This is a genomic window from Adlercreutzia rubneri, from assembly GCF_009755265.1.
Taxonomy (GTDB): domain Bacteria; phylum Actinomycetota; class Coriobacteriia; order Coriobacteriales; family Eggerthellaceae; genus Adlercreutzia; species Adlercreutzia rubneri.
The window spans coordinates 164,362-179,099 of sequence record NZ_WPOO01000001.1 but is presented as its reverse complement, the minus strand read 5'-3'; the positions used below and the strand labels follow the sequence as shown (position 1 = coordinate 179,099).

11 protein-coding genes are annotated in these 14,738 nt (G+C 62.1%); 4 read left to right on the top strand and 7 right to left on the bottom strand.

Going from position 1 to position 14,738, the window contains the following annotated elements; translation table 11 throughout:
• Positions 1–126: 126 nt before the first annotated feature.
• Together GO707_RS00765 and GO707_RS00760 are read left to right on the top strand one after the other, a co-directional pair.
• Positions 127–1,749: an FAD-dependent oxidoreductase gene (locus GO707_RS00765; RefSeq protein ID WP_157011580.1), complete on the top strand. Its 1,623-nt coding sequence runs from the start codon at positions 127–129 to the stop codon at positions 1,747–1,749.
• Positions 1,750–2,030: 281 nt separating this feature from the next.
• Entirely contained in the window at positions 2,031–3,062 is a 1,032-nt protein-coding gene (locus tag GO707_RS00760) for a helix-turn-helix transcriptional regulator (protein WP_157011578.1), read from the top strand.
• Between the two features lie 218 nt (positions 3,063–3,280).
• Here the strand turns inward: GO707_RS00760 and GO707_RS00755 are convergent, their stop codons facing one another.
• Positions 3,281–4,606: a coproporphyrinogen III oxidase family protein gene (locus GO707_RS00755; protein WP_157011577.1), complete on the bottom strand. Its 1,326-nt coding sequence runs from the start codon at positions 4,604–4,606 to the stop codon at positions 3,281–3,283.
• 217 nt (positions 4,607–4,823) lie between these two features.
• Between GO707_RS00755 and GO707_RS00750 the strand changes: the two genes are divergently transcribed.
• Positions 4,824–5,120 (top strand): FAD-binding protein, encoded by a 297-nt coding sequence (locus GO707_RS00750; RefSeq protein ID WP_232325476.1) that lies wholly within the window; start codon positions 4,824–4,826, stop codon positions 5,118–5,120.
• 604 nt (positions 5,121–5,724) lie between these two features.
• Here GO707_RS00750 and GO707_RS00745 read toward each other — a convergent pair.
• The gene (locus GO707_RS00745) at positions 5,725–7,254 is read right to left on the bottom strand and encodes a helix-turn-helix transcriptional regulator (RefSeq protein WP_157011575.1); all 1,530 of its coding nucleotides are present in this window, start codon (positions 7,252–7,254) and stop codon (positions 5,725–5,727) included.
• 400 nt (positions 7,255–7,654) lie between these two features.
• Here GO707_RS00745 and GO707_RS00740 point away from each other — a divergent pair, with 400 nt between their 5' ends.
• Positions 7,655–9,421 (top strand): FAD-binding protein, encoded by a 1,767-nt coding sequence (locus GO707_RS00740; RefSeq protein ID WP_232325475.1) that lies wholly within the window; start codon positions 7,655–7,657, stop codon positions 9,419–9,421.
• 371 nt (positions 9,422–9,792) lie between these two features.
• On the opposite strand, the gene GO707_RS00735 is transcribed toward GO707_RS00740, so the two are convergent.
• The 5 genes from GO707_RS00735 to GO707_RS00720 all read right to left on the bottom strand — a co-directional run bounded on the left by GO707_RS00735 (position 9,793) and on the right by GO707_RS00720 (position 14,693).
• Positions 9,793–11,349, bottom strand: coding sequence for an FAD-dependent oxidoreductase (locus tag GO707_RS00735; RefSeq protein WP_157011571.1), 1,557 nt, complete (start codon positions 11,347–11,349; stop codon positions 9,793–9,795).
• Between the two features lie 151 nt (positions 11,350–11,500).
• Positions 11,501–12,109: a MarR family winged helix-turn-helix transcriptional regulator gene (locus tag GO707_RS00730; RefSeq protein WP_198160961.1), complete on the bottom strand. Its 609-nt coding sequence runs from the start codon at positions 12,107–12,109 to the stop codon at positions 11,501–11,503.
• 43 nt (positions 12,110–12,152) lie between these two features.
• Positions 12,153–12,425, bottom strand: coding sequence for a MarR family winged helix-turn-helix transcriptional regulator (locus GO707_RS11980; RefSeq protein ID WP_198160960.1), 273 nt, complete (start codon positions 12,423–12,425; stop codon positions 12,153–12,155).
• A 32-nt stretch (positions 12,426–12,457) separates the two neighbouring features.
• Positions 12,458–13,642: a ferrochelatase gene (hemH, locus tag GO707_RS00725; protein ID WP_157011567.1), complete on the bottom strand. Its 1,185-nt coding sequence runs from the start codon at positions 13,640–13,642 to the stop codon at positions 12,458–12,460.
• The gene (locus GO707_RS00720) at positions 13,635–14,693 is read right to left on the bottom strand and encodes an RluA family pseudouridine synthase (protein WP_117284617.1); all 1,059 of its coding nucleotides are present in this window, start codon (positions 14,691–14,693) and stop codon (positions 13,635–13,637) included. Before GO707_RS00720 ends, hemH begins: the two co-directional genes overlap by 8 nt.
• Positions 14,694–14,738: the final 45 nt, after the last annotated feature.

Here is a 14,738-nt window from a genome sequence, read left to right as displayed (position 1 = left end):
ACCGGGCCATGATGCAACCCGTCAGCAGCGCTCGGCAATCGGACAGAGCCGAAGAGGACGGTTCCACCAGCCGAGCGCGAAGGGAGCGCGGTTCGAAGAAGCCGCCCGTCGTTCAGGAGGGTCATCATGGAAGTCACCGGTCGCGATTTATTCAAGTTCACCGGACTGGCCGCCGCCGGAGTCGTGGGAGCGAGCGCCCTTGCGGGCTGCGCCCCGAAAACCGCCGCGGAGACGGCCACGCTCGCGGATACCGGCTCTGCCGATGCCGGGCTGCCCGCCTTCCTGCAAGCTCCCGAGCCCATTACCGACTTCGCAGACACCCGCGAGTACGACGTCGTTGTCGTAGGTGCCGGCGAGTCGGGCCTGTCCGCGGCCCATTCCGCCGTAGCCGCCGGCGCCAAGGTGGCCTGCGTTCAGAACATCGGAACCGCCCAGACGACGGGCAACATGGGCGCCTCGGTGGACACCACCAAGACCGACGAGGCCGGCATCCAGGCCTGCGTCGCCTTCCTCATGGAGAAAAATGCCTACCGCTCGAACCGCAAGCTGCTGGAAGCGTGGGCCCGCAACTCCTACGAGGCCGTTACCTGGTGGGCGGACACGGCGGCCGAGGGCGGCGCCGAGTCGAAGCCCTACGATTCCGAGCGCGAGTACAACGGCTACACCTACTACTTGCACGCGAACACCTACAACCACTTGGAAGGCGCCCACAACGACGCGGCCCTGGCCGTCTGCGATGCGGTAGCCGCCGAGGGCGTGGAGTTCTTCTTCAACTCCCCGACCGTGCAGCTGTACAAGGAGGGGGAGCGCGTGGCCGGCGTGATCTGCGAGACCGAGGAGGGCAACGTGCTCTTCAAGGCCGCCAAAGGCGTCATCCTCGCCTCCGGCGACTGCTCCGGCAACCAGGAAATGCGCGATTACTACTGTCCCGACCTGCGAGGCTTCAAGACCATGAGCCCCTTCCGCGACGGCATGGGCATGATGGCCGGCATCTGGGCCGGGGCGCAGATGACGCCGGTGAACCACTCGAAGATGGTTCACGGCGGCGGTGCGCTGACCCGTCTGGAGCTGCCCTTCCTGAACCTGGACATCCACGGAGAGCGCTTCATGAATGAAGTTCTGTCCTTCGCCTACCTGAACAACCTCATGCGCGGGTACCTCGAGGAGTACGATTTCCAGAACCCCATGGCGGCGAAGTTCTTCACCATCATGCCGGCGAACTGGGTCGAGATTGGCGAGCAGTGGGCCGCAGCCCATCCCAACGAGGTGAAGTTCGGCGTGGGCAACATGAAGATTCCCTCGGAGGATCAGTTCGTCAAGGGCGAGACCTTCGCCGAGTTGGCGGCCAACATCAACGCCTACATGGAAGCCGAGGAGTGGCACATCGACCCCATCGACGAGCAGACCATCGTCGCATCCATCGAGGCCTACAACGAGCTGTGCGCGACCGGGGCCGATGGGAAGTTCGGCAAGCGCGCCGACTATCTGGTTCCCATCGAGCAGGGGCCGTTCTTCGCGGTGCCCCGCGGCGCGAACTCCGTGCCGGCCGTACTCGGCGGACTCACGGTGAACGAGAACCAGCAGTGCCTCGGCACCGAGGGCGCACCCATCGAGGGCCTGTTCGCCGTGGGCAACGCCTCGGGCCAGTTCTATGGCGGCGTGGATTATCCCATGGACGTCGAGGGCCTCTCCATCGGGCGCGCCATCACCTCCGGCTACGTCACCGGACGCTACGTGGCAGCCCTGTAGCTCTGATAACCCTCCCCCACCTGTCGCCCCGCCGGCCTCCCTCCCTGCCGGCGGGGCGGTGGCGCATGGGGGAAGGCCCTGTTTCCCGACGAACCGAGGCGCAATGAACGCAACCCGCTATAATGGCCCCATGGAAAAGACACCCGCACTGCGCGAGAAGCGCCGCCTCGACAATCTGGAGCAGATGATCCCCTATCTGTTCGCCTTGGGCTGCGCCCGGACGTGGATGACGCTCACCTTCGCGGCGCCGTGGGCGGGGCTGGCCGTCCCCTTCGATCCCCATGTCCTGTTCGACTACTTGTACGCGGGCTTCGGCATCGCCGCCACCCTGCTCGCCCGCCTCCCGCTTCATCGCCGTGCCGCTCGTCTACCTCTGCCAGGGACTTTCAGGCGATCGCTTCGCCGTCGTGCTCGTGCTCCTGCCGCTTGTCGCCGTGGGCAGCCTCGCCCTCGCGTTCCGAGCGCTGCCCGAGCGGGAGACGACGCCGCGGGCCTACCCCAAGTTCTCGTTCCCCGTAAAGCCGCTCGCAGTGCTGTGCATCTACGCCTTCGCCTACGGGCTGCGCTCAGCCCAGCTGCCCGCCGGCGCCGGGGTGCACTCGTCGCTGTCGACCGCCATTGTCATGGGCGGGTTCTTCATTGTCGTGTACTTCTTCTCGGACCGCTTCTCGGTGAGCGCCCTGTTCCGCTCGCCGCTTCTGCTCATGGTATGCGGGCTCCTGCTCATTCCCGCCGAGGGCATCCTCGGCACCACGGCGGCGGGCTACCTCATCTCCATGGGCATGTCCCTCATGTCGCTGCTCATCGCCCTTCTGTTCTACGACCTGTCCAAGCGCATGGGCATCGCCATCATCGCACTCACGGGCGTTGTACGCGTGAACTCGCTGTTCACGCTGTGGGGTGGCAACGTGGCCGAGCTCTTAGGCGCCTTGGGCCTCGCTCCGACGACCCAGAACATCGCCATCACCGTGGCCGTGGTCATGCTGGTGCTGGCGAGCACGCTCATGCTGCTGTCGGAGAAGGACCTGGCCAGCCGCTGGGGCATCCGGCTTCTGGAGACCGATAATCTCGCCAAGGAGAGCCTGCGGGCCGAGACTATCGCCGAGCGCTGCGACGCGGTGTCGGCCTCCTGTCATTTGAGCCCCCGCGAGGACGAGATATGCCGCCTCATCGCGGGCGGCAAGACCAACCAGCAGATCGAGCGGGAGCTGTTCATCGCCTCCGGCACGCTGAAGGCCCACATCCAGCACATCTACGTAAAGTGCGGCGTGCACTCCCGCAAGGAGCTCATAGCCCTGTGCGGTGGCGAATGATGCGTGCCCCTTGGAGAGTATTTACGCCAGAAATGGACAAAATTGCGTCCAGTGAGCTGAGAAGAGGTCTTTCGCGACCCAAACTGAGCAACATTTTAACGTCTTGCGCATAAAATGAAAGCAACAAGCCGCCATACGGCGCACATCCGAACTCCAGAGAACTCACTCGACGTCATTTTGTCCACCTTCGTTAAAAGTGCCCTCCGCCGTGCGCTGCGCTACTTCTCCGTGCCGTCGCCGAACAGGAGGTCGCGCTCGTCGCCGGGGAGCTTGGCGCGGGCCTGCTCGCGCAGGTTGTTCAGACCGGCGAGGTACTGGCGGTACAGCACCACGGTGAGGTAGCGGCCGGCCGGGGTGAGGGTCAGCTCGTCGGCGTTGTCGGTGGCAAACGCGCCATTGGCCCGCATGAAGGCCATCTCAACGGGCAGCCCGCGCTCCACGGACACGCCGAAATCGCGCTCGAATTCGTGCTTGTCGAAGCGCAGGCTGTACAACTGCAGCAAAAACTTGTAGCGCATGAGGTCACGGCGTGGCAGATCGGTCTTGCCGAGCAGCGGCGTCGCGCCGGCGCGCACCAGCTCGCCGCACTCTTCCAGATTAAACGTGTTCACGAACAGGTTGTCACCCAGATGCGTGATGGAGCCGGAGCCTATGCCCACGCACTCCTCATAGGACACGGCGTACTCGTCCACTTCCAAATGCTGTTTGCGCTCGTGATTCTCGTCGAGACGGTTGAACGTCCACAACGTGCGCCGCTCGAAGAAGGGGTTCTCTCCCCCGGCCAGAATCTCGTCCAAGATATGATAGAAGCGCCGCTCCTTGTCGTAGTCCATCTTTCCCAGCACTTGCTCCATTTTGCGCGTGGTGGCATGGGACTGGTACAGCGGCGAGAACGTCGTCTGATGGCAGCCGCACAGAGCGATCTTCTCGCAGTCGGAAATGAGGATGTCCTCGGTCTGCGTGGGGAAGTTGAAGATCATGTCCACGTTCAGCGACTCGAAGTACGGGGCCGCCTGGCCGATGCGCTCGAAGATCTCTTCCCCGCTCCCGTACTTCTCGTAGCGGTCCATCTGACGCAGAAGCCTGTCGTCGAAGGACTGCACGCCCACCGACAGGCGCTGGATGCGGCCCTTGAGCTTATCCAGATACTCCGGGATAAGATGGTTCGGGTTCGTCTCCGAGTTGACCTCCTTCACGTGGAAGAGGTCGCGGGCCAAATCAATGGTCTCGCACAGCTCGTCGATGTCCACCGTCGGCGTGCCGCCGCCCACATACACGCTCTCGAAGTCGTAACCCTGATCGGCGAGCATCCGCATCTCCTGGCGCAGGGCCTGGAAGTAGTCGCGAGCGCGCTGCTCCCGGTAGGGAAAGCGGTTGAAGGAGCAGTAGGGGCACAGCCGCTCGCAGAAGGGAACGTGCACGTAGAGGGTGTAGGGGCGCCCCTCCACGGGGTCGGGAAGCGCGCCTTCGGGCACGGGGTGCAGCGTCAGGGTCTTGTCGGTCATGGCGCGGACGACGGTGGTGAGCATGCGCTCTGAGAGCATCGATACCTCCTGGGTCTATTCAAGCGTAAGGAGGATTTTAGCACTCCCACAGGGCCAATAACCGACCTTTGTCCTAAGGGTATGCGGAACGCACAAACTCGCGATGCAACCGCGCGAGGTCGTAATTTCGGCCGACCGTTTCCTGCGCGCGCATCCTCAGGCCTTCTGCTGACTCCACGGCCCGTTCCTCTTTGTAAACGACAACGGCGAGCGCTTCATGTGCGAGAACACCGACTACTACAAGAAGCCCGTATTCCTCACGCCCGTGAAGCAGGGCCCCTTCTACGCCCTGAAGGTCGGTCCGGCGCTGCTCGCCGTCTGCGGTGGCCTGAAGTGCAACAATGACTTCCAGTGCCTTGATGAGAACGGCGAGGTCATCGAGGGCCTCTACGTGCTCGGCAACATCATGGGCGACATCACCGCGGTGGACTACCCCATCAACGTCGCCGGCAACTCCCACGGCCGCTGCATTACCTTCGGTTACCTGCTCGGCCACGAACTCGCCGAGGCCTAAGCGCCCGCGCGCGAAACCGCTTACTCCGCTGCGGCCTCCCCCTCCCTGCGGCTGCGGCATTCCAGCTAGAAAGGCTCTCTTCGTAGAGCCTTTCTCTTTGTTTCTGCCCAAGCGACCCTGCCATGCTGCAGTCTGGGTGAGCGGCGGCGTATTACATTTGGAAAATGTGCTTTTCTGGAAGCTCTGCTCCGGGGAAGCTACGCGGCCTTTCAAAAAAGCACATTTTCCAAGTCGCTCTCGACCTTTGCTGGGATAGCTTGAAGGGTATTCCGAGAAAATACCAGTTCAACATCCTATGAAATCTCTCGATATTGAAATGCGAGCCGATAACCATCCGCTTCAATCTGGAATATGTGCTTTTCTGGAAACGCCGATTTGGAATATGTGCTTTTTTGAGTGCAAGACTCGGGCTCATGCAGAATTCAGTCCAAAAAAGCACATTTTCCAAACGAGGGCACCACTACCGGCCAATCCAGAATTGTCTTCCGGGCGAACAACCTAACTTACAAGCGCGAGCGGCGCAGTCCTGTCCTATTCCGCATTGACCACGCAAGGGACGAGCTCAGCGGACACCGCAATCGGACCAACCGTCACGACTGTCGCGTCATTGCTGCCGCTTTCTCAGGGCCGCCTGCTCAACAGAGCTCATAAGCTCTTGCTTAGTATGGACGCCCGTCTTTGCATAGATGCGCTTAACATGGGCCCAGACGGTGTTTTCGGAAATCACGAGATCCTCTGCGATGTAGCGCGCCGAGCGTCCACGGGCCAAATAGCCCAAGATCTCCCTCTCGCGCCGCGTGAGTCCATTTTCGCCGGCAATTACCTCAACGCCGCTCTCTAGAATATCGTCGATCACTCTCAGCTCGTTTTGGATTTCTTCGGCGGAACCCTGGGTAAAAGCATTCGCTTCGTGCTTGCTCTCGCACTTCGAAGCGTCCTCTCGAACATCGACCCCACTCCGCGCACTCTCATCCGCATCAGTCGTCGACCGGCGCTGAATCTTCCGAAGCCCGAACATGAAGACACCAGCCAACGGATAGATGGCCGCAAAGGCAAGGAGAGTGAGCAAGGAAAGGCCGTAATCAACACTCAGAGCTCGCAATACGCTGCCAATGCCTAGGCCCGCAAGGAGGGAAAGAGCCGAACCTCCCAAATAAGCACCCGCGAGAAGGTAGGCAGAAAGATCGAGGCGGCGCGAACAGTCGACGATGTAGAGTAAGAACACCATGCCGCAGACGTCGTAGCAGACGATCACGATAAGACCGACAAGTCCTCCCAGCGCATCTCCGAAAAAGGGCAGAAGCGACAAAACCACAAGCAGCAACGGCAGACAAACCCGATACACCGACGTCGGATGGGGACGCCTGAGGGCGACGATCGCCATGAGCAGCGTGACGAGCGTCGCGACGGCAAGCGGCACCCACATATTCACATCGCCGACCAAATGCTCCGATTGCGAGCCGAGCACGGCGGTATGCAAAATACCGACGACCCCCACAAGGACAAATACGCAAAGGTACGCGAGAGCCAGATCGCGTCGCTTTGGCGAATCGGCGGGCGCGAGAATGTTCCTCGCAGGAAAGACCATACCGCGCTTCTTGTAGGCGAGCAGCAGGGCCGAGAGGCACACTGCCACGATCGGCGCCCCGAAAGCCCAAAAGCGATCGACACCGACTGCCAGGGGAATGAGGACGCACTGGACGATGAGGGCACCGATGATCTGGATGGTCGGCGCGGCCACATCTCGTTCAGCGGAGAGCACATCGAGCCACACGATATTGAGAACCGTAGAGGAGAAGCCGCAGAGTAAGCCGCAGACAAGAGCGAGAGCATCCTCGGGAAGACCAGGGAGCAAATTCGCACCACCAAAGAGAAACCCTAGGGACAGCGCGAGCACGGCAGGATATTGCTTGAGTGATCCAGGCGAAAGACGCCCTCTGCGCGCCCCGAGCACGATCAGAGACGCCGTGGCAAGCGAGGCGACGAGCATGGGGGTCATAAAGCTCAGCTCCGAGATAAAACCGACATTGGAAAACACCGACCCCATCGCCGTCAAATAAGCCACGCCAAGCGCCGTCTTGCAGAGACCGAAGCCGAGCACTCCTGCCAATGTTTTCGCCAGCCCGTCGGCCATCGACACCTCCCCTTTCGCAATTTGGACTATTCTACTGCTCGCACATGCTCGCCCATAACCCGAATGCCTCATTTTTTACAAACTCGAATACTGCATACAGCCGATCAGGCCTTATTCGAAAAGATACCCAATTTTCGGTCATACGGGCGGGCGTATCGCTCGCAAGAAATGCACCGATTTTCGGGGTCGCGGCCGCCGCGATTGCGTTCCATACTTCCAAAGGTCCACGCCGCGCAAGCACTGAGTCGCGGCACCAACAATCCCAAAAGGAGGGAATGCGCTTATGAAGCTCAATCGCAGGGACTTTATCATGGGGTCCTTGGCTCTCGGTGGAGCCGCCGCCGTCGGAGGGCTGGCCGGATGCTCCGCCCCAAAGCAGACGCCATCTGATCAAGGAGCCATGCCGGACACCGGCGCCGAGAAAGGGATCCCCGAAATCTTCACTGACGGCAAATGGATCGGCACGGCCATGGGCCACGACGACGAGCTGATTGCCGAGGTAGTTGTGGCCAACGGAGACCTCGCCTCGATTCGCGTGCTGCGATGCGACGACACCATTGGCATCGGCACGACGGCGGCCCCCATGATGGCGGCGCGAATCCTCGAGGCGAAAAATCTCGACGTTGATGTCGTCTCGGGCGCGACGACCACTTCCATCGCCGTCAGGAACGCCGTCTCGGATGCAATCATGAACGCCGGCGGCGACCTGGCGACCTTCAGCCTGGGAGCCGCAGAGTCGAGCGGCGGGACCGACCAAGCCGTCGAGGTGGATGTTGCGCTTGCGGGGGCCGGCACCGCAGGACTCATCGCCGCCGTCCGTCTCCTGGAAGCCGGCAAGTCGGTCGTCCTCTTCGAGAAGCAGGACATCGCGGGCGGCTCGATGCCGATGACCTACTCGGGCGTGGCGGCTGCGGAATCGGAGCTGCAGGCGAACTACGCAGTCGGACGGCACGACGAGAACCCCATGTTCAGCAAGGCAGGCATGTTGGCGATCATGAGCAAGTACCTCGTGCCCGAGAACGACCGTTTCGATGGCGCGATGCCCTATCAGACCGCGATGTACGACAATTCCGGAAAGCTTGTGGACTGGCTGCATGGCATGGGCGTTGGCTTCTACAGCCTCGGCGTAAACCCAGCCTACGGCGTAACTCCCTATCTCGCCCCCGGCTGCTATATGGGCGGCTGCGGATACGCCAAGGACTTCCTCGTCGACCGAGTGGGCGCGCTTGGCGGCCAGATCATCTATGCTACCAAGGTCACTGAGCTCTCGCAGGATTCGGACGGGCGCGTGACCGGCCTTCTGGCTGAAGGGCGCGACGGATCCACCTGGACGGTGACCGCGAAGGCCGTCTGCCTCACTACCGGCGGATTCGCCGCGAATCCCGAGATGATCGCCGAGCACTATCCCGAATACGCCGAGTACAAGTTCAACTGCGCGCCGGGATCCACCGGCGAGGGCATTCTCATGGGCCAGAAGGCCGGCGGTGCCGTGGAATGCATGGGCCGCGAGCTCGGCGCGTTCCTCTCGACGACGAGCCAAGCAGGCTCCAACTTCGAGATCGCCTTCCTCTACCAGACGACACCGGGCATTATCGTGAACGCCTCGGGAGCGCAGTTCGGCAACATGATGTCCGACAACCACGGGATGCTCGGACGTGGCTTGCGCGATGCGGCCAACGGGGGCGCCTTCTTCTATATCACCGATGAGTCGGGGCGCATCACCACCAATAAGAATGAGCTCTACGCCATGGACACTTACAAGTGTCTCGAACGACGCGGGGACATGGTTCACTTCGCCTCAGTCGAAGAGGCGGCCGCGGCGCTCGACCTGCCCCAACTGGAGGCCACCATCGAGGCCCACAACGCCCATGCCCTCGCCGGCGAGGAAGACGAGTTCGGGCGCAAGAACCTCCCGTACCTCGACACCTACAACGGCATCTGGATCGTCAGTTGCATCCCCACCTTCTACCTGACGACCGGAGGACTGGCCATCGACACTGCGGGGCACGTGCTCACTGAAGACGGAAAGCCCGTAGCGGGTCTGTATGCCGCCGGTGACGTGTGCGGCTCCATCGAGGAGAAGGACGGCCGACCCTACGCAATGGGATTCGACGCCGCCATGAACTACGGATACCTCATGGCGGAGGCCGTTATCGCCGATCTCTAGCGGCTCGCTTCGCCACCTCTTTCTCTTGCGCCGGGAGCCTTCAGGTTTCCGGCGCCTCGCCTTTTCGGGAACCCCCTACTCCCCATCGCCCACGTAAGGGGCGAGCACGGCGGTGAGGACCTTCAGGTGGGCCTTGCTGCGGTTCAGGCAGGGGACGTAGATGAAGGCCTCGTCGTCGGAGCGCTGGCGGTGGGCGCTTCTTCACCACTGTCGACAGCCTAAGAATGAACGCCAAATCGCAGATTCTCGACGTGAACGACCCGCCCATCACCAACATGTACGCTGTCAGCTACGATGCCGGCGGCTTGCGCCCGTAAAAAGAGGCGCTCCGCAGAGCGCCTCTCAGAGGGAGGGTACCTTGCCGAGCGCGATTACAGCCGCGTCTCCACCGCGTGCAGAACGGCCGTGCGACCCGAGTAGATATTGTGGGCGCCGCACGATCCAGAGATGTTCATCGTATAGACGTTCGCCCAGATCATCGCGCCTTCGACGCCAACAGCATAGAGGCCGGCGATGGGTTCTGCCTGCTCGTCGACCACATTGAAGTTGCGGTCGGTCTTCAAAGACCCCATGGTCTTTCCCAGGCTGCTCTTGATCTCTACGGCATACACCGTGCCCTCCATCGCGAGCGGGCGCATGAACTCCGAGGCTTTGCCGAAATCGGAGTCGTCGCCGGCCTCGCAGCAACCGTTGTAGCTCTCAAGCGTCTCGCTGAGAATCTCGGCATCGGCTCCAATCGACGAGGCAAGGTCTTTCCAGTTCGACGCCTTGAAGATGATTCCCTTGGCCTGGCCGTCCTCCAGCTCCTTGAGTCCCTGAGCGTCGCCGGCAACATAGTCGTTCATCATGGCTTCGTCCATGAGGATGAATGCCTGCTTGCACATGCGGATGGGGTTGGCCGTAATCATATGGTTCGCCAGGGACAAGTCCTCGTTGACGAAGCGCTCTCCCCGCTCGTTCACCCACAGCACCCAGGGAATGTTGGCCAGGGAGTTCATGACCGAGCAGAAATAGCCGCCCTCGAAGAACGCGGGCAGATCGGGGACCGTCGTGCCGCCGAGCATGCCCATATTCGAAGTATTGCTGGCGCCTCCAACGGCGATGGCCATATCATGGCCCGAGCCGTCGCAGCCCATGGTCGTGGGGATGCAGTTCTCCTCGGTGTACCCGAACTCGGCGAGCAAATCGAGACGCTCGGCGTAGCCGCCCGTGGCCAAGATAACCGCGCGCGTATTGACCTGGACAACGGTTCCGTCGGCCTTCGTCGCGAACAGACCGACAACAGAGCCGCCCTCATCGCAGATGAGCTCGTCGGCATGGGTGTCGAAGAGGAACTCCACCCCTTCGCCGACGGCCGTCTCGTTCATGGGCACGATATAGCTCTCGGCGCCCGTGCCGGTCTCGAACCAGTGGAAAATCGGATGGAAGCCCACATAGTTGTCGACCTTGCCGAAGCGCACGCCCTTGGACACAAGCCAGTCGATATCCTCACCCGATGCCTTCACCAAATCTCGGAGCACCAAGCCGCTGTTGCGGTACTGGTTCTGCTCAAGCTCGGTACGAATCATCTCGCCCATGGACACTGTGATGTTTTGATCTTTCTGAATCTGGGAATTCACGGCGAACAGGCCCTCGACGCCGCCCGCTGCGCCGCCGGCGATGCTCTTCGCCTCGATGCAGATAACCGATGCGCCCGATTCGGCTGCCTGAACACAAGCGGCAAGGCCTGAGCAGCCAGCGCCTACAACGGCAATGTCAAATTCGAGCGTCTCGTCCGGCACCGGCGCTTCCGACTGGTCGCTTCCCGTGGCGGAAAGCTCGGCTTGCTTCCCATCGTCCTTCGGCGCGCAGCCGCTCATCGCCACGGCGCCCGTGGCAAGGATGGCTCCCATACCGCCAATAAAAGCCCTTCTCGTTACCTTCTCCATTTCCCGCTCCTTTCGAGATGCGCCAACTTCTGTTGACTCGTTGCATTCTAGGAAGGAGGAAAACGAAAAACAATGTCAATATAGACACTCATTTGCTCAATAGTTATGGCTGTTCAAAAACTTTTTTTGATTTTAATAATGACGGTTTTTGTTAAAACGACTCAAGTAATGTAGCGTGATTGCGCTTGAGGTTGTAGTACATCCGCGAGTGCCATGCCCTCAGAATCATCACCGCCTCATCTGTGCCAGGGTTGTGCGCGGGAATCGTAATGGCATCCAAAGCGGGCAAGGCCCGATCGAGCGTTCGCTGGCCTTTGGCCGTAAGGCCGACCAGCACCGAGCGACTGTCGAAGGGATTGGGCATCTCTTTTGCCAGGTGCGCCTCGCAAAGCCGCCGCTTGCTCAGCGACACATGGCTGCGCGGCGACAGGAGCCTGTCTGATATATCCTGTATGCGCAAACTGGGAACCCCGGAAAGCGCATGGAGCACGCGGAACTCGTTGAACGCCAAGCCGCACTCTTTTCTCACGCAGCTCCGCCACCGCTCCAAGATGGCTCTCGTGAAGAGGGTGAACTCGACGCCCTGACCGTCTGCCGGCACCCGCCTCAACTCGAAATCAGCCTCATGCCCGCGCAGGATGTCGAGGTTGCCGCCTATGCCCGTGCTGAGATAGTGATTGTACTCGACATCGGGCAACGACTCCTGCGCCACCCCCTTCGAGAAGGCGAAGAGGTCGCGGCAGCATTCCTCGGCCAGCAAGCGGCCCTTCTCGGTAAGGGAGAGTCTCGCCCGCCTCCTGTCCTCATCGCTGCTTTCCGCCGCGAGAAGAGACCGGTCGATCAACGGGGGGGACCATATGCCAAAGTGTGCTCGTTTTCAGCATGAGGAAGTCGGAGAGCCGATTGAAGCCAAGGGGCGTCTCGGCCTCCCACAGACATAAGAGCAGCTCGTATTCTGTCACCGACAGACCGAAACGAGCCCGGCAGAACAGACTGCTGTACCTCGATAGCTCCGTATAAATTGCGGCAAGCTGAGCGGAGAAGCCTATGGTTTCGCCCGCGCTGTAATCATCCACGCTTTGCCCTCCTGCTATGACTTACAAAGCGCTCAAGCCTCATCTCCCACGTAGGGAGCGAGGATATGAGTGAGCACCTTGAGGTGCGCCCGGGATTTGTTCAGGCAGGGAACGTACACGAAAGGCTCGTCGGCCTCAAGCTGGCGGTGGGCGCCGCGGCGAAAATCCTCCGCCGCGCGCTTCATGCGCACGGTCTTCGCGATGTCGCGGTGGGCTTCCAGGTGCGCGTCGCAGTGAGCCGCCCGCTTGCCGGTGTTCTCCAAGGCGCCGGGCTCCTCGTCGGCATCCACCAGCTCGCCAGCGAGCGCCGCGCGGTAGATGGGCTCCAGCTCCTGCGGCACGTCGTAGAGCGTCTCCAGGCAGTCCACCGCGAAATTCGGGCACACCACGTACAGGCGGCTGCCCGGCTCGGCAGCCTGGGCCAAGCGTACGAGCGTGGGGCGCGTGAAGGGCGAAAGCCACGTGCGCCCCTTATCGAAGCGGCTCTGGTAGCTGATGGTCCAGCTCCGGCGGTCAAGCCCTAACTCTCCGGCTATGGCCAAACTCGTGGCCCCGGTCTGCAGCTCGTAGGTATCCCCCGCCTCGATATCCTTCAACGGGATGGAGTGGAACGAGAACAGGAGCCGATCCCCCGACTCTTCGGAAAAGCCCGCGTTGCGGATGGAGGCGGCCACAGCCCGGACGTAGGTGGCATCCTCGCCGTAGCCGTCGACAAGGCGCACATCGCCCTTGAACCGGGCCCGCCGCACGGCCTTGGCCACACCGTCGCTCACCGAGCCGGTGGTGGAAAACGCCGACTGAGGGTACATGGGCAAAACGACAAGCTCGGTGCAGCCCTCCTCCTTCAGCTCCTTCACCGCCTGCTTGAGGGAGGGCTTTCCGTAGCTCATGCCGGCGCGCACGACGACGGGCAGCCCCTGCTCGGCATAGTAGTCGTTCAGGCCGCGCTCCAGGGAAGCCGTAATGGCAACGAGAGGCGAACCTTCTTCGGTCCAGATCTTCTGGTACTTCTCCGCCGAGGCGCGCGAGCGCTTGCGCAGGATGGTCGTATGCAGCAGCGTCCACCACACCGGGCGCGGCATGGGGCAGATGCGCGGATCCATGAGGAACTGCGAGAGGTACTTCTTCACGGCCTTTCTCGTGGGAGCCTCGGGCGTTCCCGTGTTCGCAATGATGATGCCCACCTTGCGCGGGGCGGCGGCCTGCTTCCTACTCATCGGGTACCTCTCCTTCCACGGAAGGGACGGGCGACGTTGCCATGAGCTCGGCCACCTCGCGCCCCGCCTCGGTCTTTCCCAGCGAGCGCGCGGCCAGCGAATCGAGCGCTTCCTGCAGGTCGCGCGGCAGATTGTCGGCGAAGGCCATGGGCTCGCCGGTCGTCGGGTGCTCGAAGGCGATGCTGTAGGAGTGTAGGAACTGGCGGCGCAGCCCCAGCTGGGCCCGGGCGTCGCGGGGGCCGTGGGCGTTGTACACCGGATCGCCCACGATTGGATGGCGCGTGTACTGCATGTGCACGCGGATCTGGTGGGTGCGGCCCGTGAAAAGCTTGCACTCGATGAGGCTGTAGCCGTCGTCCTTGGGGCCGGCCTCGAAGCGCTCGAGCACGCGAAACGTCGTGATGGCCTCCCGGGCGCTCGGCACGTCGCGCACGGCCATGCGGCACCGCTCGTCGGCGGAGCGCGCGATGGGCGCGTCGATCATGCCGGTGTCGTGGGCCATGATGCCGTGAACGAGCGCGATGTAGTGGCGGTCGACGGCGCGATCTTGAATTTGGGCCATAAGTTCGCGCCCGGCCTCATCGGTCTTAGCCGCCAGCATGAGGCCCGAGGTGTCGCGGTCGAGCCGGTGCACGATGCCGAGCCGGTCGGCCTCCTCGCCCTGCACGTTGCAGAGGTTGTCCTCGCCGCAGTGCCAGATAAGCGCATTGACCAGCGTGCCGTGGGCATGATCGACGGAGGGGTGGCAGACGAGCCCGATCTGCTTCGAGAGCACGAGCATGTCCTCGTCTTCGAAGCGCACATCCAAGTCGATGGGCTCGCCGTAGACCACCACGGACTCCGGCTCGTCGTCCACCTCGTAGACGATGGTGTCCCCCGCCGCCACGGCATGCTTTTTAGAAACCGTGGCGCCGTTCACGAAGACGCGGCCCTCCTCGATGGCGCGCGCGGCGGCCGAGCGGGAAGCGTAGAGCCCCCGGGCAGCGCACAGGGCATCCAAGCGGCTTCCGGCGTCCTCGGTGGCGACGATATGGCAAAGCGAGCGTGACATGGCATCCATTCTATCGACGTCCTGCCAGAGGGTCATCCCCCGAAC

Coding starts and splice junctions, on each gene's coding strand:
- GO707_RS00765 (WP_157011580.1), top strand. CDS start 127: ATGGAAGTCACCGGTCGCGATTTATTCAAGTTCACCGGACTGGCCGCC.
- GO707_RS00760 (WP_157011578.1), top strand. CDS start 2,031: ATGTCCTGTTCGACTACTTGTACGCGGGCTTCGGCATCGCCGCCACCC.
- GO707_RS00755 (WP_157011577.1), bottom strand. CDS start 4,606: ATGCTCTCAGAGCGCATGCTCACCACCGTCGTCCGCGCCATGACCGAC.
- GO707_RS00750 (WP_232325476.1), top strand. CDS start 4,824: ATGTGCGAGAACACCGACTACTACAAGAAGCCCGTATTCCTCACGCCC.
- GO707_RS00745 (WP_157011575.1), bottom strand. CDS start 7,254: ATGGCCGACGGGCTGGCGAAAACATTGGCAGGAGTGCTCGGCTTCGGT.
- GO707_RS00740 (WP_232325475.1), top strand. CDS start 7,655: ATGCCGGACACCGGCGCCGAGAAAGGGATCCCCGAAATCTTCACTGAC.
- GO707_RS00735 (WP_157011571.1), bottom strand. CDS start 11,349: ATGGAGAAGGTAACGAGAAGGGCTTTTATTGGCGGTATGGGAGCCATC.
- hemH (WP_157011567.1), bottom strand. CDS start 13,642: ATGAGTAGGAAGCAGGCCGCCGCCCCGCGCAAGGTGGGCATCATCATT.
- GO707_RS00720 (WP_117284617.1), bottom strand. CDS start 14,693: ATGTCACGCTCGCTTTGCCATATCGTCGCCACCGAGGACGCCGGAAGC.